At 73.4% G+C, this 22,254-nt stretch carries 17 protein-coding genes; 7 read left to right on the top strand and 10 right to left on the bottom strand.

From position 1 onward, the window contains the following. Positions 1 to 114 precede the first annotated feature (114 nt). Together WMF33_RS33300 and WMF33_RS33295 are read left to right on the top strand one after the other, a co-directional pair. Positions 115 to 1,008 (top strand): polysaccharide deacetylase family protein, encoded by an 894-nt coding sequence (locus WMF33_RS33300; RefSeq protein ID WP_437332410.1) that lies wholly within the window; start codon positions 115 to 117, stop codon positions 1,006 to 1,008. 847 nt (positions 1,009 to 1,855) lie between these two features. Beyond that, positions 1,856 to 3,370: a hypothetical protein gene (locus WMF33_RS33295; protein ID WP_437339548.1), complete on the top strand. Its 1,515-nt coding sequence runs from the start codon at positions 1,856 to 1,858 to the stop codon at positions 3,368 to 3,370. Here the strand turns inward: WMF33_RS33295 and WMF33_RS33290 are convergent. Next, positions 3,367 to 4,740, bottom strand: a complete 1,374-nt coding sequence (locus WMF33_RS33290) for a restriction endonuclease subunit S (RefSeq protein ID WP_437332409.1) — start codon at positions 4,738 to 4,740, stop codon at positions 3,367 to 3,369. The genes WMF33_RS33295 and WMF33_RS33290 overlap by 4 nt on opposite strands. Next, positions 4,737 to 6,200, bottom strand: a complete 1,464-nt coding sequence (locus WMF33_RS33285) for an N-6 DNA methylase (protein ID WP_437332408.1) — start codon at positions 6,198 to 6,200, stop codon at positions 4,737 to 4,739. The genes WMF33_RS33290 and WMF33_RS33285 overlap by 4 nt, the downstream gene beginning before the upstream one ends. Positions 6,201 to 6,419: 219 nt before the next feature. On the opposite strand from WMF33_RS33285, the gene WMF33_RS33280 reads away from it, so the two are divergent. The 3 genes from WMF33_RS33280 to WMF33_RS33270 are packed head-to-tail and all read left to right on the top strand — an operon-like array spanning position 6,420 to position 8,362. Continuing rightward, positions 6,420 to 7,055 carry a hypothetical protein gene (locus WMF33_RS33280; protein WP_020738589.1) on the top strand — a complete coding sequence of 212 codons (636 nt, stop codon included), beginning with the start codon at positions 6,420 to 6,422 and terminating at the stop codon, positions 7,053 to 7,055. Further along, positions 7,052 to 7,936 carry a DUF4159 domain-containing protein gene (locus WMF33_RS33275; RefSeq protein ID WP_437332407.1) on the top strand — a complete coding sequence of 295 codons (885 nt, stop codon included), beginning with the start codon at positions 7,052 to 7,054 and terminating at the stop codon, positions 7,934 to 7,936. The genes WMF33_RS33280 and WMF33_RS33275 overlap by 4 nt, the downstream gene beginning before the upstream one ends. Before the next feature lie 6 nt (positions 7,937 to 7,942). Next, the gene (locus WMF33_RS33270) at positions 7,943 to 8,362 is read left to right on the top strand and encodes a hypothetical protein (RefSeq protein ID WP_437332406.1); all 420 of its coding nucleotides are present in this window, start codon (positions 7,943 to 7,945) and stop codon (positions 8,360 to 8,362) included. Positions 8,363 to 8,754: 392 nt separating this feature from the next. Here WMF33_RS33270 and WMF33_RS33265 read toward each other — a convergent pair whose 3' ends face one another. Next, positions 8,755 to 10,131 (bottom strand): PAS domain-containing protein, encoded by a 1,377-nt coding sequence (locus WMF33_RS33265; RefSeq protein ID WP_437332405.1) that lies wholly within the window; start codon positions 10,129 to 10,131, stop codon positions 8,755 to 8,757. Positions 10,132 to 10,404: 273 nt separating this feature from the next. Between WMF33_RS33265 and WMF33_RS33260 the strand changes: the two genes are divergently transcribed. Further along, positions 10,405 to 12,753, top strand: a complete 2,349-nt coding sequence (locus WMF33_RS33260) for a glutamine amidotransferase (protein WP_437332404.1) — start codon at positions 10,405 to 10,407, stop codon at positions 12,751 to 12,753. 55 nt (positions 12,754 to 12,808) lie between these two features. On the opposite strand, the gene WMF33_RS33255 is transcribed toward WMF33_RS33260, so the two are convergent. The 7 genes from WMF33_RS33255 to WMF33_RS33225 all read right to left on the bottom strand — a co-directional run bounded on the left by WMF33_RS33255 (position 12,809) and on the right by WMF33_RS33225 (position 20,904). After that, a complete protein-coding gene (locus WMF33_RS33255) occupies positions 12,809 to 13,930 on the bottom strand; it encodes an SMP-30/gluconolactonase/LRE family protein (protein ID WP_437332403.1) in 1,122 nt (373 codons plus the stop codon). 518 nt (positions 13,931 to 14,448) lie between these two features. Next, positions 14,449 to 15,420: an RNA polymerase sigma factor SigJ gene (gene sigJ / locus WMF33_RS33250; protein ID WP_437332402.1), complete on the bottom strand. Its 972-nt coding sequence runs from the start codon at positions 15,418 to 15,420 to the stop codon at positions 14,449 to 14,451. Beyond that, positions 15,417 to 16,730 carry an NAD(P)/FAD-dependent oxidoreductase gene (locus WMF33_RS33245; protein WP_437332401.1) on the bottom strand — a complete coding sequence of 438 codons (1,314 nt, stop codon included), beginning with the start codon at positions 16,728 to 16,730 and terminating at the stop codon, positions 15,417 to 15,419. Before WMF33_RS33245 ends, sigJ begins: the two co-directional genes overlap by 4 nt. Before the next feature lie 97 nt (positions 16,731 to 16,827). Further along, positions 16,828 to 18,387: a hypothetical protein gene (locus WMF33_RS33240; protein ID WP_437332400.1), complete on the bottom strand. Its 1,560-nt coding sequence runs from the start codon at positions 18,385 to 18,387 to the stop codon at positions 16,828 to 16,830. Between the two features lie 133 nt (positions 18,388 to 18,520). Beyond that, positions 18,521 to 19,615, bottom strand: coding sequence for an ABC transporter substrate-binding protein (locus WMF33_RS33235; RefSeq protein ID WP_437332399.1), 1,095 nt, complete (start codon positions 19,613 to 19,615; stop codon positions 18,521 to 18,523). Further along, complete coding sequence (locus WMF33_RS33230) at positions 19,615 to 20,397, bottom strand: ABC transporter permease (RefSeq protein ID WP_437332398.1); 783 nt, start codon at positions 20,395 to 20,397, stop codon at positions 19,615 to 19,617. The genes WMF33_RS33235 and WMF33_RS33230 overlap by 1 nt, the downstream gene beginning before the upstream one ends. Before the next feature lie 375 nt (positions 20,398 to 20,772). After that, a complete protein-coding gene (locus tag WMF33_RS33225; protein WP_257792738.1) occupies positions 20,773 to 20,904 on the bottom strand; it encodes a hypothetical protein in 132 nt (43 codons plus the stop codon). Positions 20,905 to 21,539: 635 nt separating this feature from the next. On the opposite strand from WMF33_RS33225, the gene WMF33_RS33220 reads away from it, so the two are divergent. Then, positions 21,540 to 22,202, top strand: coding sequence for a hypothetical protein (locus tag WMF33_RS33220; protein WP_437332397.1), 663 nt, complete (start codon positions 21,540 to 21,542; stop codon positions 22,200 to 22,202). Positions 22,203 to 22,254: the final 52 nt, after the last annotated feature.

Below are 22,254 nucleotides of genomic sequence, written 5' to 3'. Positions count from 1 at the left end.
CGGTGCTCGTCGTTCCCGGTCTCGGGAGAGGCGCCAGACGTTCCCGGAAGGCGCATGGCGCGCTGATCTCCGTGGGAGGACGCCGGAGGCGCAGGCACGGCCGATGATACGGCGGTGTCTGCTGTGGAGAGCCTGCGCACAAACAAGGGCGGCGCGCGGCGCCTCGCGACGCGCCAGGACCAGGCGGTGCTTCTGTGCATCGGAGCGTGCCTCGCCGCCGTCCTCCTCGCCTCGATCCTCCTGGCAGGGTGTCCCCCGGGCGTCGCCGTCGTGTCCCTCGAGTTCGACGATACGCTGGCGAATCAGCTCTCCGCGCGCTCCATCCTCGCCGAGCACCGGATGCATGCCACGTTCTTCGTGAACAGCGGTCGACTCGGCCGTCCCGGCTACATGACGGTCGCAGACCTCCGCGCGCTCGCGTCCGACGGCCACGAGATCGGCGGCCACACCGTCGACCACGCGCCGCTGCCCGGGCTCCCTGCCGGAGAGCTGCGCCGGCAGGTCTGCGACGATCGCCGCGCGCTCCTCGCGCTCGGCCTCGACGTGAGCGACTTCGCGTACCCCCGCGGCGAGTACGACAGCGTCAGCGCCGAGCAGGTGCGCTCCTGCGGTTACGACAGCGCCAGGAGGGCGGGCGGGCTCGGCATACCCCCGTGCATCCTCTGCGCACGCGCGGAGACCATCCCGCCGCGCGACCCCATGGCCACCCGCACGCCCGGCTCCCTCCACCTCGTTCACCGCCTCTCAACGATTCAGGCGCTCGTCCGGCGCGGGCAGCAGGATGGCGGATGGATACAGCTCACCTTCCACCATATCTGTGACGCCTGCGACGACTACAGCATCTCCATCGAGGACCTCTCCGCGCTCGTGGGCTGGCTCGCGGAGGAGCGCGAGGCGGGCCGCGTGGTCGTCCTGACGGTGCGGCAGGTGATCCGCGGGGAGGCGCCTGCGCCCGCAGGCTGGCTGTGGCGTGAAGGCGGCCCCGTCGATGCGTCGACGCATCCTTGATGGAGCGTCGGTACACCTCTCCACCAGCCCCGACGGCGAGGACGTCGCTCGACCGAACGGCAGAGCTCGACGAACCCGGGCGAGGCGCCCGCGTCTGCGAGCGCATCCACTGAACTTCATCGGGCACAGTGGAACACGCACTCCGGAGCGCAAGCCCGCCGCGCCCGTGATCTCGTCTCGTGAAAATGTTCTGCTGAACGCGGTATTGATACGATCGGCGAGTCCGGGTGATCAAAGTTCCGAGCCGCGGGAATGTCAGGGGTGGGGTGGTCCACGGCGATGGCGCCGTGTGCTGCCCGCGTAGAGCTTAAGGAAAGCAGGTTTGATGTCCCTGAAGCGCGAGCGTTCTTGAATCCTCCGCGGATGAGCCTGTCGCGCAGAGGATCCCGGGCCGATCATCGGCATCGGGGCTGGCTCCACCTGAAGACGGCCGGGGAGGCAGAGCTCGCCACGCGCGCTCGACACCAAAGCTCCGTTCCTGATGGGCGTGACGCGCATCTTCGATGCATTGGTAAGCTCTCGATACGGCATCACTTTTCCAAGAGGGAGGCGGAACGCGTAAGGAACCTTCTGTCACCTGAGGCGAGCGTGGCGATTCGCCCTTGACATCCTCGGAGTCGCTTCGCTCTTCCTTTTCCCTCGGCTCATCCAACGACGGCGACGATCTTTTCAACAATCTTTTTACTCGCCTTTCTGCTTGGAGGCCTCGTGCCAGGCGATGCGACCAGCCGCTGCCCGACGCCCCCCATCCGGCGTCTCGCCCAGCGTCTGCGCGGGAGCACGCACCCGGCATCCAGCGGTACCTAGGAGCACCATGCGAATCAACGATCAGGCAGGCTTGTCCACCGTGTCATTCGGCAAGATCTCGCAGCGCACGTTCTGTCTCGTCTCGTGCGTCACGGCCCTTCTGCTGGGAGCCTGCAGCAGCGGAGATCCCGACGCGGAGGGCGCCGCTGGAGCAGGGGAGGGCGGGGGTGGAGCGGGCGGCGCGACCTCCGTCGCCAGCGGCAGCGGCCCGTCCTCCTCCTCCTCCTCCTCCGGGACCACGACCTCCTCGTCCGCCGGACCGGCCGTCGGCAGCGGCGGCGGCGGCTCCAGCGGGACCGGCGTCACGCACCCGAAGGATCATTGCGTGGACGGCTTCGATCCCCACCCCAGCGACGCGACGATCAAGGACGGCCCGGCGGAGTTCGCCAAGAACGGTCAGGTCGATCTCACGGTCCAGCCCGAAGTGATCGCCTGGATGCAGGAGAACGAATGGCAGGCCGCCCACTTCGAGTGGCACAGCATCCGGCGCTGCGGTCCCGGCGGGCTCGGCGGGATGAGCAGGGTCGATATCTGCAACTCGTCGGTCCCGGTCCCGTCGGACCAGGAGTGCAAGACCACGGGCGACGGCTTCCAGTTCCTCGCCATGCATCGGCACATGATCCAGTCGCTGAAGCAGCTCTGGCCGAACCACTCGGAGCAGTTCGAGGGCTTCGACAAGTTCCCCACGAGCGCGGAGGAGCTGCCCCAGCAGTGGAGGGCGGACTTCAGGCCCTGGAGCGCCACGACGATCGCCAACGCGAAGATCGCCGACGAGATCGACAAGCCGGAGAACCTGAGCCGCTTCCCGGACGAAGGCGCGTTCGGCATGTGGCTCCAGTGCTTCACCGGTCAAGCCATCCCGGGTGCGAGCGTGACGGCCAGCGGGCTGCACGGCGAGCTCCATTTCAAATGGGTCCGCAGCAACAACACCGACCACGGCCTCGGCAACCAGTTCACGAACATCGACAACTACATGTTCTGGAAGCTGCACGGCTGGATCGACAAGGTCTGGGAGAAGTACCGCGTCGCCAAGGGCCTGTCGCCCGACGACCAGAAGCTGAAGGACGCGGTCGCGGCCCAGTGCTACGAGATGGACGCGATCGCTCGGGTCATCAACCCTGAGTTGAACCCGGACCCGGTCGACCCCCTGCCCACGGAGTCGGGCGTGTTCCACACCAGCGTCCGTCCGATCTTCGAGAGCATGGTCAACAAGTGCAGCGGCTGCCACGCCGCGCCGTCGACCGGCCCGCAGGCCGGTCTGTCGCTCGGCGGCGAGATCAGCTCGACGGACATCGTCGCTGGCCTCGTCAACAAGCCGGCCAGGGGCGGCGGGCAGTTCAAGCTCGTGGTGCCGGGAGATCCGGAGCAGAGCTGGCTCTACCGCAAGGTCGCGGGGACGGCGGCGAGCGCCGGATGCAGGCCCAGCGCCACCGCCAGCTGCAACACGGGCGTGATGCCGCAGAGCGCGGACAACAAGCCGACCCTGACGAGCGCCGAGCTCGCGACCCTCCGCCAGTGGATCCAGGACGGCGCGCCCGCGCCGACCAAGAACTAGGCCAGCCCCGGTCCGCCGCCCCCGCGGCCGCTCGCCCCGGGTCCCGCCTGCTCGGCGTGGACGCGGCGCAGGAGCGCGTCCGCGGGCTCGTAGCCCCGGCCCTCTGCGCGGGCCAGCTCCGCCTCGGTGGGGACGAGCTCGCCCGAGAACGCCCGGGCGAGGATCGCCTGCGGGAGCCGGTCGGCCCGGGCCGCGGCGGCGGTCACGCGCTCCTCGATCGCGCCGGCGAGCGCGAACAGCGCCCGCGCGCGGCGGACGATCTCGGCCTGCTCCTCGGTCGGGGGGAGCGGGGCGGGGATGGCGTTGAGCGCCGCCTGCGTGAGCTTCGGCTGCGCGGAGCCGGTCACGTGGTGCTGGAGATCGAGCGAGTTCAGGAGCAGCTCGAGGTACCCGAGGACCACGCCGGGCTTCGGCTGGAGGACGTGCGCGTGGTTGTTCACCCAGAACCGCCCGCTCGCGGCGAAGGCCACCGCGGTGCTCCTGGACAGGAGGTTCGCGCCGTCCTCGGCGACGAGCAGGTAGTCTCCGTCGAACCGATAGCCATCGATCGAGTCGATGATCCCCGAGGCGCCGTAATAGGGGTACGGGCCCCGGCGCCGCTCTCGAACCGTGGAGCTCAGGGGGACGCGCTTGCCGTCGTGGTTGTCCACCAGGGCGCCGAACGGGCAGAGGGCCCACGACGTCGGCGGGGGCCGCGCGCCGCCGCCGTCGCTCGCCGCCAGCGGCCACGCGCGCGCGAGGGGCTCCGCGAGCTCGGCGGGAGGCGGCGCGGCGGCGAGCGACGGCGGCGGCGCGCGGAGATCCTCGGTGAGCCTGCCCGAGCACGCCGCCGAGAGCACGGCCTGCCGGAGCCGCCGGAGGACGAGCGACGCCCTGGCGAGCCGCGCCTTGGCGGCGTCCACCTCGGCGAGCAGCGCCTCGACCTTGGCGACGATGCGGCGCTGCTCGGGGAGGGGAGGCAGCGCGAAGGGGCGCTCGAAGGTCTCGCGCACCTTCACGAACGGCTGCGCGGAGCCGCCCTTCACCCAGAAGCCCTCGTCGTTGAGGTGGAGGAACAGGTAGTCGAGATCGATGACCCGCCCGTCCGGCCAGACCACGTGGGTGTTCGCGATCGCCGACCATCGCCCGCGCGCCTTGAACGCCTTCCCGCACCGCGTCCCCACGGCGGAGACGACGATCGCCTCGCCCTCGTGCTCCCAGCGGTCGCACCACACGTCGGGGCCGGAGGCGCTGAATGCCTGGTAGCGCCCGGGCCGCCGCTCGGCGTGGAGCTTGCCCTTGATGAGCTTCGAGCTCCCGGTCCGGTGCGCGCAGATCGACGCGAGCGTCGTCTCGGCCCACGCTTCGGGCAGGCGCAGGCGCCCGCTCACGCCTCGGCCGCCTTCGCCCCGCCCTCGAGCAGCGCGAGCACGCGGCCGAGCGCGGCGACCGCCTCTTCGAGCTCCAGGATCGCGTCGGTGGCCAGCTCCTCCGGCTCCGGCAGCTCGCCGGCGTCGTCGGGCGACTCCTCCCTGAGCCATTTGAACCCGTCGAGCTTGAACTCGCGCTCCTCGATCTCGCGGAGCTCGAAGCTGCGGAATCGGCCCTCGCGGGAGCTCGCCGCCTGGCGCCCCGCCCGCCCGTCGGGGTCGTCGCCGTAGCACCGCTCGAACTCGGCGAAATGCGCCGGCGAGAGCGGCCGATCCTTCTTGGTGATCGACGGGACGCCCGTCCGCGCGTCGTAGATCCAGACCTTCTCCGTCGCGCGGCCCTTCGTGAAGAAGACGACGTTGGCCTTCACGCCGGGGCTGTACGGCGTGAACGTCCCGCGCGGCAGGCGGAGCACCGTGTGCAGGTCGCAGCCCTCGGCGAGGATCTCGAACACGGCGCCTGCCTGGTCGGCGAACAGGCAGTTGTCGGGCAGGACCATCGCCGCCCGCCCGCCGGGCTTCAGGATCGTCAGCACGTGCTGGATGAAGTTGAGCTGCTTGTTCGCGGTCGCGATCGCGAAGTCCTCGCGGCCCGGCGTCTGGCGCGCCCCCTTCGTGCCGAAGGGCGGGTTCGTCAGGATCACGTCGAACCGCTCGGCGGGCGGCGGGGCGTCGATCGAGTCGCCGAGGGCGATCCTCGGCTCGATCCCGTGGAGGACCAGGTTCATGAGGGCGAGGCGGCGGGGGCGCGCGACGAGCTCGTGGCCGAAGAACGCCGTGGACTTGATCCGGTCCGCCGTCTCCCGGTCGAGCGCCCCTCGCGCCTCGGCCTCGAGCCACTCCCAGGCGGCGACGAGGAACCCCCCGGTGCCGCACGCCGGGTCGCAGAGGGCGAAGCCCGGCTGTTCCCGCGGATCGGGCCGCATGCACCGCACGATCGACTGGATGAGGACGCGCGGCGTGAAGTACTGCCCGGCGCCCTTCTTGCCCTCGGCGGCGGCCTTCTCCAGCAGGCCCTCGTACGCCGCTGCCTGGATGTCCACGCCGAGGCCGGTCCACTCGATCTCGTCGATGAGATCGACGAGCCGCCCGAGGTTCGCGGGGCTCTTGAAGCGCGGCTGCGAGCCCGCGTAGATCTCCCCCAGCACGCCGGGGGCCTGCTCGAGGGACCGGAGCACCTCGGCGTAGCGGTCGAGCAGCGCCTGCCCGCTCGCGGCGCGCAGGGCGGGCCACGAGCAGTCCACCGGATCGAGCTCGCCGCGGGGCGCCCTCGGCGCGACGCGCGAGAGATCGAGGCCTCGCTCCGCGGCCATCTTCAGGAAGAGCAGGTACGTGATCTGCTCGATGTAGTCCCCGTGGTCGATGCCGTCGTGGCGGAGCGTGTGACAGAACCCCCAGAGCTTTCCAACAACATCGGTCATGCGGCGTTGGCTTCGTTCGGGTCGAGGAGGCGCGGGCCGAGCCGCCTTACCACGGCCGCGCCCCCACGGCGGCGCCGGCGCGCCCCGCGGGCGATGGCCGCGCGCCCCGCGGGCGATGGCGGCGCGCCCCCACGGCGGCGGCGGCGCGCCTCGGCGGGCGTCCCGGCGCGCCTCCACGGCGCTGGGACGCGCCGCCGCCGATGTACTAGGCTCGCCCCCGTGCCGCGCGCCCTCCTCACGCTGCTCGCGCTCGTCGTGCCGCTCGCCGGCCTCGCCTGCGCGTCGCCCTCGCTCCCCGACCCGAACGAGGCGGTGCGGGCCTACGCGGACGCGGCCGCGCGGGGGGACGCCGACGCCATCTACGGCATGCTGAGCGAGCGGAGCCGCACCGCGATGTCGCGCGAGGAGGTGCGGCGGCGCGTGGCCGAGGCGCGCGCCGAGCTCGCCGAGCAGGCCAGGAGCGTCACGGCGCCCGGGGTGGTGATCAAGACCCGCGCCCGGGTCCGCTACCCGGACGGCGAGATCGCGACGCTGGAGCTCGACGACCGCGAGCGCGCCTTCCGGATCTCGGCCGCCGACGCGCTGCCCGCGGGCGGCCGCACGCCCGAGCAGGCGCTCGAGCAGCTGCGGCGCGTCCTCGCGCGCCGCAGCTACGCCGGCCTGCTGCGCGTCCTCACGCCGGCCACGCGCAGCGCCATCGAGAGCGACCTCCGCTCGCTGGTCGAGGGGCTCGCCCAGCCCGAGGGCCTCGAGGTCCGGATTGCGGGCGACTCCGCGACGGTTCAGATCCCTGGTGGGCACGAGGTGAAGCTCCGGCGCGAGGCGGGTGTATGGCGGGTGGAGGACTTCGATTGACACGGCAGCTCGGCGCCGCCGGCGGCTCCGCACGCCGCCTGGCTGCGGCGGCGCCGCTCCGCCGCCTGGCTGCGGCGGCGCCGCCCCGCCGCCTGGCCGCGGCGGCGCTGGTGCTGGTCTCGGCGCTGCTCCTCGCGGCGGTGCCGCGCCCCGCGCGCGCCTTCGGCGAGGAGGGGGCGTGGAACCCGCGGCCGCTGCTCACGGGCAACGCGCGCTGGGAGGGCGTCCGCGCCACGGCGCCGGCGCGCTGGTCGTTCGAGCTGGAGCGCCGGACGAGCGCGCCGGCGCGCCGCAACCCGACCACGGTCCGCGCGGACGACCCGGCGCTCCTGGCCGAGCCGTTCGCGCTCTGGGGCGGCGAGGGCGACATCCCGCCGCTCACCGAGCGCGAGGTCTTCGGCCTGCGGCGCTTCCTCGCGCTCGGCGGCGTGCTCTTCGTCGACGATTTCGCCCCGGGGAGCGGCGCGTTCGGCCGCGCTGCGCGGCGCGAGCTCGCCCGCGTCCTGCCGGAGGGCTCGCCCATCCCGATCGGCACGGAGAACGTCGTCTTCCGTTCCTTCTATCTCCTCCCGCGCGCCGTCGGCCGCGTCGAGGGGCCGCAGAAGCTCTCGGCCATCGTGCGCGGCGGCATGCCGCAGGTGATCTTCTCCGACCACGACCTCGCCGGCGCGCTGGCGCGCTCGGACGGCGGCGGTCCGAGCGTCGAGGTCACGCCCGGGGGCGAGGCGCAGCGCGAGCGCGCGTTCCGGCTCGCCGTGAACATCGCGATGTACGTGCTCTGCTCGAACTACAAGGACGACCAGGTGCACGCGCCGTTCCTGATGCGCCGCCGCGCCGTCGACGACACGCGACCACGCGCCGCGCCCCGCGGGGCGCCCTGAGCCGGTATGTCGGACCGCCTCGTCCCCGCGCCGAAGCTGGTCTGGCAGAACGACTACTACGCGATCCTGGTCGACGCGCAGCTGGGCATCATCTGGAACGTGCGCAGCAGCAAGCCGTTCGCCTCGCTCGAGGAGCTCGATACCAGGATGGGCGCGGTCGTCGATTACATGGATGGGCTGGACCGTCCGCGGTACTCCCTCCTCCTCGACATCCGCGCCGGTCCTGGCCGGAACGATCCCGAGTTCGAGGCCGCCATCACCCGCCTCCGGCCGCGGTGGTTCCGGGGCTTCCGCAGGATCGGCGTGCTCGTGCAGACGGTCGTCGGCGCGATGCAGGCCCAGCGCTATGCGAGGCAGGACGGCGTCAGGCGGCTGGTCACGAGCGACGAGGCCGCGCTCCTGCGGTACCTCACGCAGCAGGGCTGAGCCTGGACGATGCGGTCGGGGTGATTCACGAGCGGACTCCGTGAGAGGTTCGGACCGTCGCGCCCCGTCGCGCCGATGCCGCCCGCGAGGTCCCGACCGACCACGACGCCTCCAGGGGAGCCCACGGCGGGGTCGCGATCGCTCAAATTGTATAATAAAATACAATTCTTTGGGTTGGGACCTGCTTCCAGGTATAATTTTATCCTCCGCGATAGGTCACGACCTCACCGGAGCCTCGCGGACGAGCGCCGGCGTTGGTCGCGACCTCCCTGGCTCCTCGTTTTCAACCGGTCGGGTTGATCCCGCCGCGTCGCGGACCGGCGCGCTGGCTGACGGGCGCGACCGCTCCACCGTCGCCCGGCTCACCGGCCTGTCGGTCGAGGCGGTCGCCGTCACCGCCGGGCGTGGCGCATGGCGTGCGCGATGCCGCTCTGCAAGGTGCTCAGCGTGGTGATCCCGGAGAGGTCCACGCCGAGGGTGACCAGCGTCTGCGCCACCTCGGGGCGGACGCCCGTGAGCACCACGCGGGTGCCGAGCAGCTGGGCCGCGCGCGCGGTCCGCGTCAGCGCGTCCGCGACGTGCGTGTCGACCGCGCGCACGCCGGTGATGTCGAGGATCGCGGTGTGGGCGCCCTGGCTGCTGATGCCGGAGAGCAACGTCTCCATGATCTGCTCCGCGCGCCCGGTGTCGATCGTCCCGACCAGCGGCATCGCCACCACCCCGTCGGCGAGCGGGATGAGCGGCGTCGACAGCTCCCGCAGGGCGGCCTGCTGCGCGGCGATGATCTCCTCCTGCAGCGCGGCCCTGTCGGCCTCCGCGCGCCGCAGGGACGTGATCTCGGTGACGATGCCGCCGAGGCCGATCGGCTCGCCGCGCTCGTCGTGGAGCGGGAATTTGACCGTGAAATAGTGGAGCAGACCGTTCACGGTCTGCAGGGCCTCTTCGAACTGCATGACCCGCCCGCCGGCCATCACCTCTCGTTCCTTCGCCTCGAGCGCCTCCGCGATACCGGGGAACAGCGCCTCCCTGTCGTGCCTGCCGATGAGCTCGATGACGTGCTTCTCCACGGGCTGGGCCTGCGCGTAGGCGCGGTTGGCGAAGACGTAGCGTCCCGCGATGTCCTTGACGAAGATGAAGCTGCGCGCGTTGTCCACGAGCTGGAGGAGCATCTGGTAGCGCCCGTGCACCGTCCGCTCCCTCCGTCGCTGGTCGCCCGTGTCGTCGACGATCGCGGCGATCTCGCGCGCGTCGCCCCGGTCGTCGCGCAGCACGGCGTAGGTCCACCTGCAGAGGAGCGCGTGCCCCTCTCTCGTCCTGGCCTCGCTCGAGGCCGCGGCGAACCGGCTCTCCGCCCGCGGGGAATCGAACGCCCGCACCGCGGCGGGGGACACGGGATCCGCGGCGACGAGGTCGGCCAGCCTGCGGCCGAGGGCCTCGTGCGCGCTCCACCCGAAGAGGCGCTCGGCGCCATCGTTCCAGTGCGTCACCGTGCCATCCGGGCGCCAGTAGATCACCGCCGGCACCGCCGTGGGCGAGCCGTCGAGCGCGGCGTCGTCGCCCGCGCTCGCCGCGCCGTCCAGCGCCGCGCCGTTCGACGCCGCGCCGTCCAGCGCCGCGCCGTTCGACGCCGCGCCGTCCAGCGCTGTTCCGTCCGGCGCGCGCCCGTCGGATCGCTCTGCCAGCGCCTTCTCCAGCGCCGCGACGCGCGCGCGGAGCTCTGCGTTCTCTTCTCTAAGCCGCCCAGCCTCGCTCAGATCTTCGCGCATCATCGGCCAGCTTCGAGCCTACGCGGGGCATCTCCGGCGTTGCAAGGTTGCTTTGGGTCGTTTCAGGTTGCCTCTCAGGTCGCAGAGATGGCGCTGCGCTGGGGCGCCCGGCGTCGATGTGAGCGCCGGGCTGGGACACCCCGGCCCGATGTACTAGGCTCCGCCCGTGTCGCGCGCCCTCGACTCGCTGCTCGCGCTGTCGCGCTCCCACGCCGCCGGCGCACCCAGCGGGCCTCCCTCCTCACCCGCTCTCGCTCCCTCGCTCCCGGAGCGGCCGTGACCCAGAGCCTCGCGCCCTCGGGCGATCTCTCCTCGTCGGTCGTCGCCGTCGCCTGCGTCGTCGCCGCGCTGAGCTTCGGGCTGCTCGTGCTCGAGCTCGTCCGCGCGCGGGGCCGGACCGCGGCGGGGTCGGGCGGCCTCCGCGGCGCGGCGCTCGCCACGGCGCTCACGGGCGCGATCGCCGTGCTCTGCCTGCTCGCCGCCATCCTCCGCCCGGTCGCGGTCACGTCGCGCGGGAGCCTCGTCGGCCCGAAGGTCGTGGTGCTGGTCGACGGCTCCCGGTCCATGGACCTGCCCGGCATCGCGGGGACCCGCCGCGACAGCGCCGAGCGAGCGCTCGCGGAGCTCGGGAAGCGCGCCGACGTCCGGCTCTCCCGCTACCTGTTCGGCGAGGGGGCGCCGCTGCCGGCCGACGGGCAGGCCGGCGATGGCGGCGGCCCCGCGCCGGCGCCGGCGCCGCGCGCGGACGCAGGCGCGGCGGCGCCCGCCGCTCCGGCCGCTCCGGCCGCGCCGCCCGCGCGAGGCCGGCCGCAGCGCCGCTCGGACCTCAGCGCCGCGCTCGAGGCGCTCGCCCGCGCCGCCGACGAGCGGCCGTCGGCGTTCGTCGTCGTCTCGGATGGCCGCCTCGACCGCCCCGGCCCCGAGGACACCGCCGCGGCGACGCGCGCCGCGCTGGAGGGGCTCGGCGTCCCGGTGCACACGGTCGCGGCGGCGACCGAGTCCCCGCGCGACGCCAGCGTGCGCGCGGTCCGGACCTCCGGCGCCGCCGTCGCCCACCAGCCGCTCTCGCTGCGCATCGACATCGGCTGCAGCGGCGGCCTCGCGTGCGACGCGGTCCCCGTCGTCGCGCGCGAGCTCCGCGAGCAGGGCGCGCCCACGACGCTCGCGACGGGCACGGCGCACGTCGACGAGGGGGGCGTCGGCACGGTCGAGCTCGGCGTGACGCTCGATCGCGCCGGCACGCGCATCCTGGAGGTCGCGATCGACGCGCCGGACGGCGACGCGCTCCCCGAGAACGACGTCCGCTACGTCACGCTCGACGTCGCGCGCGATCGCATCCGGGTGCTCCACGTGGCAGGCCGGCCGACGTACGACGTGCGCGCGCTCCGGATGTGGCTCAAGGCCGACGCCTCGGTCGACGTCGTGGCGTTCTTCATCCTGCGCACCCCGGGCGACGAGGTGAACGCGTCCTCGGACGAGCTCGCGCTCATCCCTTTCCCGGTGGACGAGCTCTTCAGCGTGCACCTGTCGAGCTTCGACGCGGTCGTCCTGCAGGACTTCGACGCCAAGCCGTACGGCCTGACCAAGCACCTGCCGGCGCTGGCCCAGTACGTCGACAAGGGCGGGGGGCTCATCATGGTGGGCGGCCCGAACGCCTTCGTGCCGGGCAACTACGCGCGCACGCGGCTCGCCCGCGTGCTGCCGGTCGATCTCGACATCGGCAGCGCGCCCGGCGTGGATCTCGGCGCCTTCGTGCCGCGCATCACCGCCGCGGGCCGCGCGGCGCCGGTGCTCGCGCCGCTGCTCGCGCTGATCGGCGACGAGATGCCCGAGATGCCGGGGACCAACGTGGTCGGCGACCCGCTCCCCGGGGCGACGGTGCTGATGACCCACCCGACCCGCACGACGGCCTCGGGCGCGCCGATGCCGGTGCTCTCGCTGGGCGAGCACGAGAGCGGCCGGACGATCGCGCTGACGCTCGACGGCAGCCACCGCCTGCTCTTCAGCGCGTTCGCCTCGAGCTCCGCCGGCCGCGCGCACGGCGCGTTCTGGGACGCGTTGCTCGGCTGGCTCATGCGCGACCCCCGCTTCGAGCCCGCCGCGATCGAGCCGCGCGGCGGCTGCCTCGCGGGCGAGGAGACGACTCTCGTCCTGCGCCCGCTCGCCGGGCAGCGGGGCGAGGCCAAGGTGACGATCGCCCGCCTCGGCAGCGGCGCGGTCGTGCGGACGCTGAGCGCGCGGATCGGCGAGGGCGGCGAGCCGGTCGAGCTCGCGGCCGGCCGCCTCGATCCCGGCGGCTACGCGGCCACCGTGGAGATCGTCCCGGCGGAGGGCGCGGGCGACGCGAAGGGCGCGACCACGCGGCGCGATTTCGCGTGCGAGCGCGGCGGCGACGAGTGGGCGGATCCGCGCCCCGACGTCGCCCGCCTGGAGGAGATCGCGAAGGCCACGGGCGGCGCGTCGGTGCTCCCGCCGGACGCCGGCTCGCTGCCGCTGCCGGCCGCGACGCAGGTGGCGGCCGAGCGCCACGTCGCGCCGCTCCTGCCCCCGTGGGCCTGGACGCTCGCGGCGGCCGCGGCCCTCGGCGCGCACTGGATCGTGCGCCGTCGCGGCGGGCTCGCCTGAGGCGCGGCGAGCCCCGCTCCGCGGGGCGGCCCGCGCGCGGGCTACCCGCCTCGCCTCACGGCAGCCACGGCTTCTCCAGCGGATCTCCCTTGTCGCCGACCCAGACCCTCAGCACCCCGAAGTTGTCGGGGTTCCCGGTGAGGAGCGCGTGGTTCACGATGAGCAGCGTCTTCGCCGGGTCGTTGAAGGCGACGTTGGCGGGCGCGTCGAGCGGCACCTCGTCCCAGGGCGAGCTCTCGATGCGCGACACCTCGTCCCCGTCCTCGTCGAGCACCGAGATCGCGTTGGCCGCGGCGAGCGTGACATAGAGCTTCCCCGACTTGCCGAACGCGATCCCGTCGGGCGCCTCGCCAGCGGCGTAGTCGTGGACCAGCTCCAGATCGGCCTCCTCGGGCGCGTCGACGAGGGGGAGCCGGTAGATGGACCCGAGGCTCGGATCCGAAAGGGAGAAGGTGACCGCGAAATAGATGTGCTCCCGCAGCGGATCGAGCCTGATCCCGTTGACGCCGAACGGCTGGGGGCCCCCTCCGACGAGCGCCGCGCTCTGGAACCAGATCTCCGGCGCACCGCCCCCGGGCGCGTAGCGGAAGATCGTCGCCTGGAGCGAGTCGGTCACGTAGGCGTAGCCGTCCTCGTCGAAGACGATGTCGTTCGGGATCGGCGGCGTCTCGAAGGGCACCGGCGAGCACGCCTCTCCCGGCGAGGCCGTCGCGCACGACGGGAGATCCGGCAGCGGATCGCCGTAGCTCTCCTGGACATATTGATGTCCAGTCTTCCTGAAGCGCAGCAGCCCGAGCTGCGTGCTGAGCGCGTAAACGCGGCCCGGGCCGTCGACCGCGATGCAGCTGAGCGCATGCTCCGCGTCGAGCGCCTCGCCGGCCACCGTGATCGTGCTCTTCAGGATCTTGCTGTCCCTGTCGTAAACGACGATCTTCGACGGACCCGATCCCGCGGTGCCGAACGTCGCCGGACCAGACACGAAGACCCGATTGCCATCGACCGCGATCCCCTCAGGGAACCCGGGAGGCGTCGGGAACGTCGCGAACGGCTTGATCTCTCCGTGCCACGCCGCCATCGCCCAGGCCGGATCCGAGACCAGCGCCGATGTGACGGAGAGGAGCGACAGCGCGCCGCAAACAAGCCCCGTTTTGCTGGAGCGGGATAGTTTTGACTGCATACAATGCGACATGATCCCTCCTGGGTCCGTGGCTCACGGACCGGGGTTGTCGAAGTGAACGCTCGAACGAGACGCTGATGAACGCGATCGAGAAGCCAAGGTGCGATCGGCCCGGCCTCGTCAGGACGAAGACGCGTCCATGATGGCTGGAGTATATGCCGATAAGCCAATCGGCTGTCGAGATAATTTTCTTTGGTCTCTGAAGTCTCGGCACTCTCGGCACTCTCGGCACTCTCGGCGAGGCCGGCGGCGCGACGCGGTTAGTTTATAGTCTTTATTATGAATGCGTCTGCGCACTTCCGCATTCATGTTTTTTGCGCCCCCGCTGAACCACGTGTCCCCACGTGCTGACACGTGTGTGTAACAGGCGGATGTCGTCCTGTTACCGATGCCGCTGGATTGCCGTTAGATTGCCGTTGGTTGCCGTTAGTTGCCGTCGGATTGGCATTGAACCCGCGCCGAGCACTGTTTCGTCGGCGCGGGCTCGGCGCGAGGCGCCGGCGTCTGTCATGCGCGCGTCACGCGCGCGCGTCGGGCAGGCCGCGCGACGGGAGCAGCGGGAGCGCGGCCTCGAGCCGGGCCAGCTTGTCGGGATTGCGCATGAGCCAGATCGCGTCGATGCCGGCCGGCGAGGCGTCGAGGCCGACGGCGGTCGCGAGCCGCGCGCCCTCGTAAACGAGGAGGGCGGGCGCGCCGTTGACCGACGCGACGCGGGTGACGATCGCGCCGGCGCCCTTCCGCCACAGGCCGATGACGTAGCGCGTGATGCGATCGCGGCCGCTCAGCACCCGGCGCGCGGCGCTGGCCTTGCCGCCGGAGTCCGGGGTCACGCTCGCGCCCTCGGCGAGCATCGCGGCGAGGGCGCCCGCGTCGCCGCGCGCCGCCGCGTCGAGGAACGCCTCGAACAGGCGCCGCCGCTCCGCCTCCGTGGCGCGGAACCGCGGCTGGCGCGCGGCCACGTGCTCGCGCGCCCGGTGCACGAGCTGCCGGCACGCCGCAGGCGAGCGGCCGAGCGCCCCGGCGAGGGCGTCGAACTCCCAGTCGAACACGTCGCGCAGGATCAGCGCGGCGCGCTCGAGCGGCGACAGGCTCTCGAGGACCACGAGGAACGCCATCGAGATCGACTCGACCCGATCCATGCGCGCCGCCGGGCTCTCCGCGCCGGCGCCCTCGCCCGGGTAGCCCGCCGCGGCCCCGCCGACGTCGAGCAGATCGCCGGTCGGCACGGGCTCGGGCAGCCACGGCCCGACATACGCCTCGCGCCGCGCGCGCGCCGACTTCAGAACGTCCAGGCAGAGGCGCGTCACGATCGTGGCGAGGTACGGCCCCGGCGCCTCGGGCACCTCCCCGGCGGCCCGCGCGCGCAGGTACGCCTCCTGGACCACGTCCTCGGCCTCGGCCGCGCTGCCGAGCATCCGGTAGGCGAGGCCGAAGAGGGAGCGCCGGTGCGCCGTGAAGCACTCGGCGCTCACGCCCGCGGCGGCGCTCATGTGGCGGCACCGGACGGGAGCCGCTCGCCGGCCGCGGCGCTGCCGAGCGACGGCGCGCCCCGCGGCCGCGGCGCCTGACCGGGCGAGCCGTGACCGCCGGCGCGGAGCCCCTCGAGGCGGATCGCCACGATCGTGGAGCGGCAGACGAGCTCCTTCACCCACGCGCCCAGGCGGCCGGTGATCACCCGATCGAGCGGCCTGTCCCGGGGATCGACCCGCTGGATGAGCCCGCGCCGCCGGCCGAGGCTGATGCACTGGATGAAGAACGCGAAGCGGAACGGCGGCGGCGGCGCGTCGCCGGCGAGCGCGGCGACGACGCTGTCCGCCGCGTACGCCGCCTGCGGCATGGCGGTGGCGCAGCCCATGCGCAGCGGCGCGCCGTCGCCGTCGAGCACGGCCGCGGCGTCGCCCGCGCCCCAGATCTCCGGGTGCGCGGGCGCGCGGAGCCACCGGTCGACGGCGAGCCGCCCGCCGGCCACGGTGGCGAGCCCGGAGCTCTCGGCGAGCGCCGCCGGCCGGAAGCCCGCGGCGAGGACGACGATGTCGGCGGCCAGGCGCTCGGCCGCGCCGGCGCCGCCCGCCTCCGCGGCGACGGCGAGGCCGCTCGCGTCGACGGCGACCGCGCGCACGCCCTCGCGGAGCGCGACGCCGAGCTCGCGGAGCGCGCGGCCGACGTACGCGCGCCCGCCGACCGACAGGCCCTCGCCGACGCGCCCGCGCGTCGCGAGCGCGACGCGGAGCGCGGGGAACGCCTCGGCGATCTCCGCCGCGGTCTCGATCGCCGTGAGCCCGCCGCCCACCACGACCACCCTGCCGCCGGGCGGCGCCGCGCGCAGGCGCTCGTGGAGCGCGCGCGCGCTCGCGGCGTCCGCCACGGAGAGCGCGTGCTCGCCGCCGCCGGGCACGATCTCCTGCGCCGCCCCGCTGCCGGGCGCGTACACGAGCGCGTCGTAGCCGAGCCGCCGCGTCTCCGCCCCGGCGTCGCCGCCGCCTCCGAGCTCCACCTCGACCGCGCGCGCCGCCGCGTCGATCGTGCGGGCGCGGCCGAGCACGAGCTCGATCCCCCGCGCCCCGAGGAGCCGCGCGAGCTCGATCCGGCGCGGCGCCTTGCCGGCGGCGAGCTCGTGCAGCCGGATCCGCTCGACGAAGAGCGGCGACGGGTTCACCAGCGCGACCGAGACCGGCACGCGGCGGCGCGCCGCCTTGCCGGCGATCCGCAGCGCCGCCGCCACGCCCGCGTACCCGCCCCCGATCACCACGACCCGGGCGCGGCCGGAGACCTTCGTCCCGCCTTGCTTCCTCTCGTCCATGAGTGCCTCCCGCCCCGATGCCCGGGGCTCGGCGGCAAGACGAGAGGGGGGGCCCGGTTGTGACATGGCGTTCGCCGGATTCGTCCGGAGCCCGCCCCTACGGCCGCGACGGCCACTTGACGACCGTCGGCACGAGCCGCGGCTCGTTGGTCCCGTCGCCCAGCTCGCCGTTCCGGTTGTCTCCCCAGCAGCGCATCTCGCCCGTGCGCCTGAGCGCGCAGCTGTGGTCCGCCCCGAGGGCCAGCTCGATCACGTCGGTCAGCTCGAGCGGCTGCGGGGTGAAGGCCGGGTCCTGCGTCCCGTTGCCGAGCTGCCCCTTCGTGTTGTCGCCCCACAGCAGCGCCCTTCCGTCGGCCAGCACCGCGCCGGAGTGCCTCGCGCCGAGCGAGAGGCGGATCACGCCCGCGAGGTCCGGGATCTCGCGCGGCGCCGCCTCGACGTTCACGGTGCCTGTCCCGAGGCGGAACTGCGCGCCCTCGCCCCAGCAGGAGGCCACGCCGGTCGCCGGCGCGGCGCACGTGTGCAAGGCGCCCGCGGCCGTGATCGCGACGCTGGTGAGGCCGGGGATGGTCACGGGGACGCTCGACGGCTGGAAGTTGCCGGAGCCGAGCTGACCGCTCTCGTTGTGGCCCCAGCAGCTCATCCGACGCTCGCCCATCCGCTCGATCATGCCCGCGCAGGTGTGCGAGAGGCCGGCGCTCACCGAGGCCACGTCGTCGAGGACCACGGTGGGCTCGAACTGATCGGCCTCGTCCCCGTACCCGAGCTGACCGGAGCTGCCCTCGCCCCAGCACCAGAGATCGTGCGACGTCGTGACCGCGCAGGTGTGGCTCCCGCCGACGGCGACCTGGGTCGCGCCCGCGAGCTCCTTCGCGCGCACGGGGGAGAGGGCGTTCATCGCCTCGCCGTCGCCGAGCTGCCCGCTGTTGCCTGCGCCCCAGCACGCCACGGCGCCGTCGGTCAGCACCGCGCAGGTGTGCGAGCGCGCCGACGAGATGCTCGTCGCGACCGTGGCGGCCTCGCCGCCGAGGCCGACGACCTGCCTCGGGATCGGCCGATCCTGCTGCTGCGTGCCGTCCCCGAGGTTGCCCCAGGTGTTCCTGCCCCAGCACCAGACCGAGCCGTCGCTGAGCGCCGCGCAGGTGTAATCGGTGCCGGCCGAGATGTGCTTCGGCACGACGCAGGCGCCCCGCACGCACTGGCCGCTGCACGGCTTGTCGCAGCTGCCGCAGTGCGCGAGGCTCGTGAGGAGGTCCTCCTCGCAGCCGTTCTCGGGGTCCTTGTCGCAGTCGCCGCGGTCCTCCTCGCACGCCGGCGACTGGCAGACGCCGTCGTTGCAGCTCGGCGAGCCGCCGAAGGGCGAGCACACGACATCGCACGCGCCGCAGTGCTCCGCGTCCGTCCTCGTGTCGACGCACGTGTCGCCGCACACCTCGCCCCCGCCCGGGCACCCGCCGCCGCTGCCGCCGCTGCCGCCGCTGCCGCCGCCGGTGCTCGAGCTCGTCGACGCGTCGGGCGGGCGCGCCGTGAACTCCTTGCCGCACGCGCCGGAGGCGACGGCGGCGGCGACGGCGACAGCGGCGGGCACGTACGCCGCCGCGAGGGGCAGCGAGGCGAACGGGAGCCGGCTGGCCCGAGGTCGATGCGTGGAAGCCATGGAGGGCGGTGTTTCCCTTGCGTTGTGGCGCGGCGGCGCCGTGGGGGCGCGACGCGCGCGCGCCGCATTCTAGACGAAGTCGCGCGCCGAGATCTCGCCTCGCGCCGCGCGGGAGGCGCGCCTGCCGCGTCGATCAGAGCGCGGCGACGAGCAGGTCGTCGATCGGCGGCGCCTTCTCCAGCACGCCGAGGTCGGCGAGCTGCTTCGCGAGCGTCTCCCAGCGCTCGCGGGTCATCACGCCGAGGCCCTTCTCCTTGGTCTCGGGGGTCTCGATGAGCGGCCGCTGCGCCTCCGCGGCGGCGACGAAGGTCTCCGCGTCCATCGACGTGTTCAGCTTGGCCATGACCTCGTTGGCGCGCGTCGGATCGTGCAGGTAGCTGCGCCAACCCTCCCGCGTGGCGCGGATGAACGCGCGGACGCGCTCCGGGTTCTCCTTCCAGAGCGCCGCGCGCGTGATCACGACCACCACGTACGGGTTGAACCCCTCGCTGGCGACGAGGAACGCGGCGGGATCGCTCCCCTTGCGCTTGGCCGCGATCGGCTCGGCGGTGATGAAGCACTGCTGCGAGAAGTCCTTGTCGGCGACGAAGCGGGCGACGCCGCCGTCGTACGGCACGACCTTCACCTTGTTGAAGCCGTACTTCTTCTTGAGGTACGCGGCGTAAGGCAGCCCCGGCTCGATGGCGAGCGTGCCGCCCGACGAGAGGATGTCGGCGATGCCCTTCGCGCCGCGGCTCTCGTGGGTCATGATGGCCTGCGGCGAGGTCTGGAACACGGCGAAGAGGGGGAGCACGTCCGCCCCGCGTGCGCGGGCGGTGAGCACCTCGTCGGCGCCGGAGAGGCCGAAGTCCACCTGCCCGCCGGCCACCATCTGGACGACCGGCACGCCGGCGCCGCCGCCGAGGATCTCGACCTCGAGCCCCTCCTTCGCGAACGCGCCCGACTCGCGCGCCGCGTAGAAGCCGCCGAACTCGGGCTCCGGGACCCAGTTGAGCGCGAGCTTGACCTTCGCGGCCGGCGCGGCCTGAGCAGGCGCGGCCGACGCGCCCTGGGCGGGCGCGGCGGGCGCGGCGGGCGCGGCGGGCGCGCTCCCCTGAGCGGAGGGGGCCGGCGAGCGGCCGTCGCCTTCGGGCGACGACGAGCGCGAGCAGGCGGGGGCGAAGAGGGGGACGGCGACGAGGGAGGCGAGGCGCTGGAGGGCCAGCCGGCGGCTGTCACGGGAGTGCATCAGCGATTGATCTCCGAAGGATGCCAGCGCCGCAAGAGCCGCTTGCCGGCGAGGTCGACGGCGCCGAAGAGCGCGAGGCCGAGCGCGGAGGCGAGCAGCACGGCGGCGAAGAGCAGATCCGTGCGCAGCTGGCGGTAGGCGGAGAGGACCAGGATGCCGAGGCCGGCGGCGTCCTCCGAGAAGCCGGCGACGAACTCCCCGACGATGGCGCCGATGACGGCGAGGCCCGCCGCGATCCGGAGCCCGGTCACGATGTGGGGCAGCGCCGAGGGGAGCTCGAGCTTGCGGAGCATGGCGAAGCGGCGGGCGCCGTAGAGCCGGAAGAGATCGCGCAGCGCGGGCTCGACGGAGCGCAGGCCGGTGAGCGTGTTCGCGATCACCGGGAACACGGAGACGATGAACGCCGAGACCGCGACCGCGCGCAGGCCGGGGCCGCACCAGAGCACGAGCAGCGGGGCGATGGCGACGATCGGGACGGTCTGCAGGAAGACGGTATAGGGATAGAGCGCCCTCTCGAGCGCGCGCGACGAGGCGAGCGCGATGGCGGAGAGCACGCCGACCGCGGCGCTGAGGCAGAAGCCGGCGAGCGCGGCCTTCGCGGTGGTGGCGGCGCCGGCGAGCAGGGTGGCGGCGTCCGCTGCGCCCGCGCGGGCCACGTCCGAGGGCGGCGGCAGGAGGTAGGCGGGGATGCCGAGCGCGCGGGCGACCACCTCCCAGAGCGCGAGCAAGAGCACGAGCGCGGCGAGCGGCGGCGCGACGGCCTGGAGCAGAGTGGGTCGCACGGCTCGAGCCTCATAGCGCGAGGTCGCCTCGCCAGGAAGAGGCCCGGCGGAGGAAATCCGGCCGGCGCGCGGGCGTGGCCCAGGCGCGACGGCCCGAGCGCGCAGCGGAGAGAGCGACTCGACGCGACTCGACGCGAAGGCGGAGAGGCCGAGAGCACAGGGCGGCTGGTCGCGCGGAGGAGCTGCGTCGAGGGCCCTCTGCGATCGAGGAGAGATGGGGTGGAGAGCGACATCGTAGGGCCGGTGCTTGCCCGCGATGGCGCGCTATGCGTCCGGAACACCCGCGGCCGCGGGAGGAAGGAGGGGCTCTGGTTGAGTGGGGGCTTTGTCGAGACGGGGCGTGAAGGGCGCTGAGCGCGGCGCCTCTCGGCCCGACTACTTGCTCTTCTTGGCAGGCGCGGCCGGAGCAGGCGACGCCTTGGCGGTCGCGGCTACCTTCTTCTGGTTCTTCTCCGCCGCGTCCTGCTTCTTCTGTCGCTCTTTGGCCTTCGGAGATTTGTCACCCATGGGAGCACCGCCTCGGTGGATGCGTTGTTAAAAGTCCACCTTGAGCGAGGCTAGCACCAACTCCGGTGGCGGAGTCACGAACTTTGTACTTCGCGATCGTTCACGTCTCGCCGTCTCGCCGCCTCGCCGCCTCGCCGCCTCGTCGTCTCGCCGCCTCGTCGTCTCGCCGGCTTGCCGCCTCGTCGCCTCCGCCGCCCGCGGATAGGCAGGACGGTCGGAATACGGCGATCCCTTCAGCATGGTCGCCTGCTTTCTCCGGACGAAGCGCCGCGGCGGCGGTGTCCACGCCGTGGACACCGGCCGCCTACCGGCTGGGCGACGGCGGGGCCTCCGGTCCTGAAAGTCGCCAAAAACCAGGGCTTTCAAACCGGCACCGGGCTTGCTGAACCGCCCGAGCGAAGGGCACCGGGAAACCGCCGTGGTCTGCCGGCGTTCACCGGGCCCGAGGGGAGCCTGTCATGAGAGCCACGTACCGGAACGATGAGGACGTCGCGCGGTTACATATCGAATCGCTCCTCGCGCGCCACCGCGATCAGGTCGACGCCATCCCGGAGCACCTCCGTCGCCTCTACGCCCGCCGCGCCGCCCGGTCGCTGGCCGGCCAGGTCGCCCTCGGCGGCGCGGTCCTGGTGGCCATGGCCGCGGGCGCGCCCCCCCTCCTCGGCGTCCTCGACGACGGCGCCGCCACGATCACGCTCCTCGCCGCGTGGGCGACGTCCGCGCTCGCCTACGTCGTGGGCCGGGAGCTCGCCGACGGGAGGCTCCGGCGGGCGCTCTCCCGCGAGATCCAGCAGAGCGGCGACGTGCACGCGGATCGCGCGAGGCTCGAGGCCGCGGCGCCCGAGGCGTGCGTGCGCGGCATGATCGACGCCGAGGAGCGCCGCAGCGTCGCGCTCCCCCTCGCCGGCGCCGTGGTGCTCGCGCCGCTCACGCTGCACTTCGCGATCTACTGCTGCCTCGGCGGCTGGTTTGCGACGTGGAGCGAGCTGGTCGAGGACTTCGACGGATGGGTGCGCCTCTCCCTGGTCCTCGTGGGCCACGTGCACGCCGTCGTCGCGTACCTCGCGTTCCGCCACGCGCGGGAGATCCACGCGGCGTCGACGCCCGATCTCGCCGCCGGCGCGCCCCGGGGCGCGGTCCGCGCGCTCGGCTACGCGGCGCTCGCGAGCCTCTTGCCGGGCGGAATTCTCTACCTCATCCCGCCGCTCATCGTCCTCGCCACGGGCGCCGTGATCCTGCCCGCCTTCGCCCTCGCCCGCCGCCGCGCCCTCGCCGAGCGGCAGCTCATCGAGGGGTGACGCGCGCGCTCCGCGGCCCTCTCTTGCCGGCATGGAGGGGCGGCGCTAGGAA

The sequence above is a fragment of the Sorangium sp. So ce394 genome (assembly GCF_051474665.1).
In the GTDB taxonomy this organism is placed as follows: Bacteria; Myxococcota_A; Polyangia; order Polyangiales; family Polyangiaceae; genus Sorangium; species Sorangium cellulosum_D.
The sequence above is the reverse complement of the archived record's forward strand: the minus strand, read 5'-3'. Positions and strand labels throughout refer to the sequence as shown.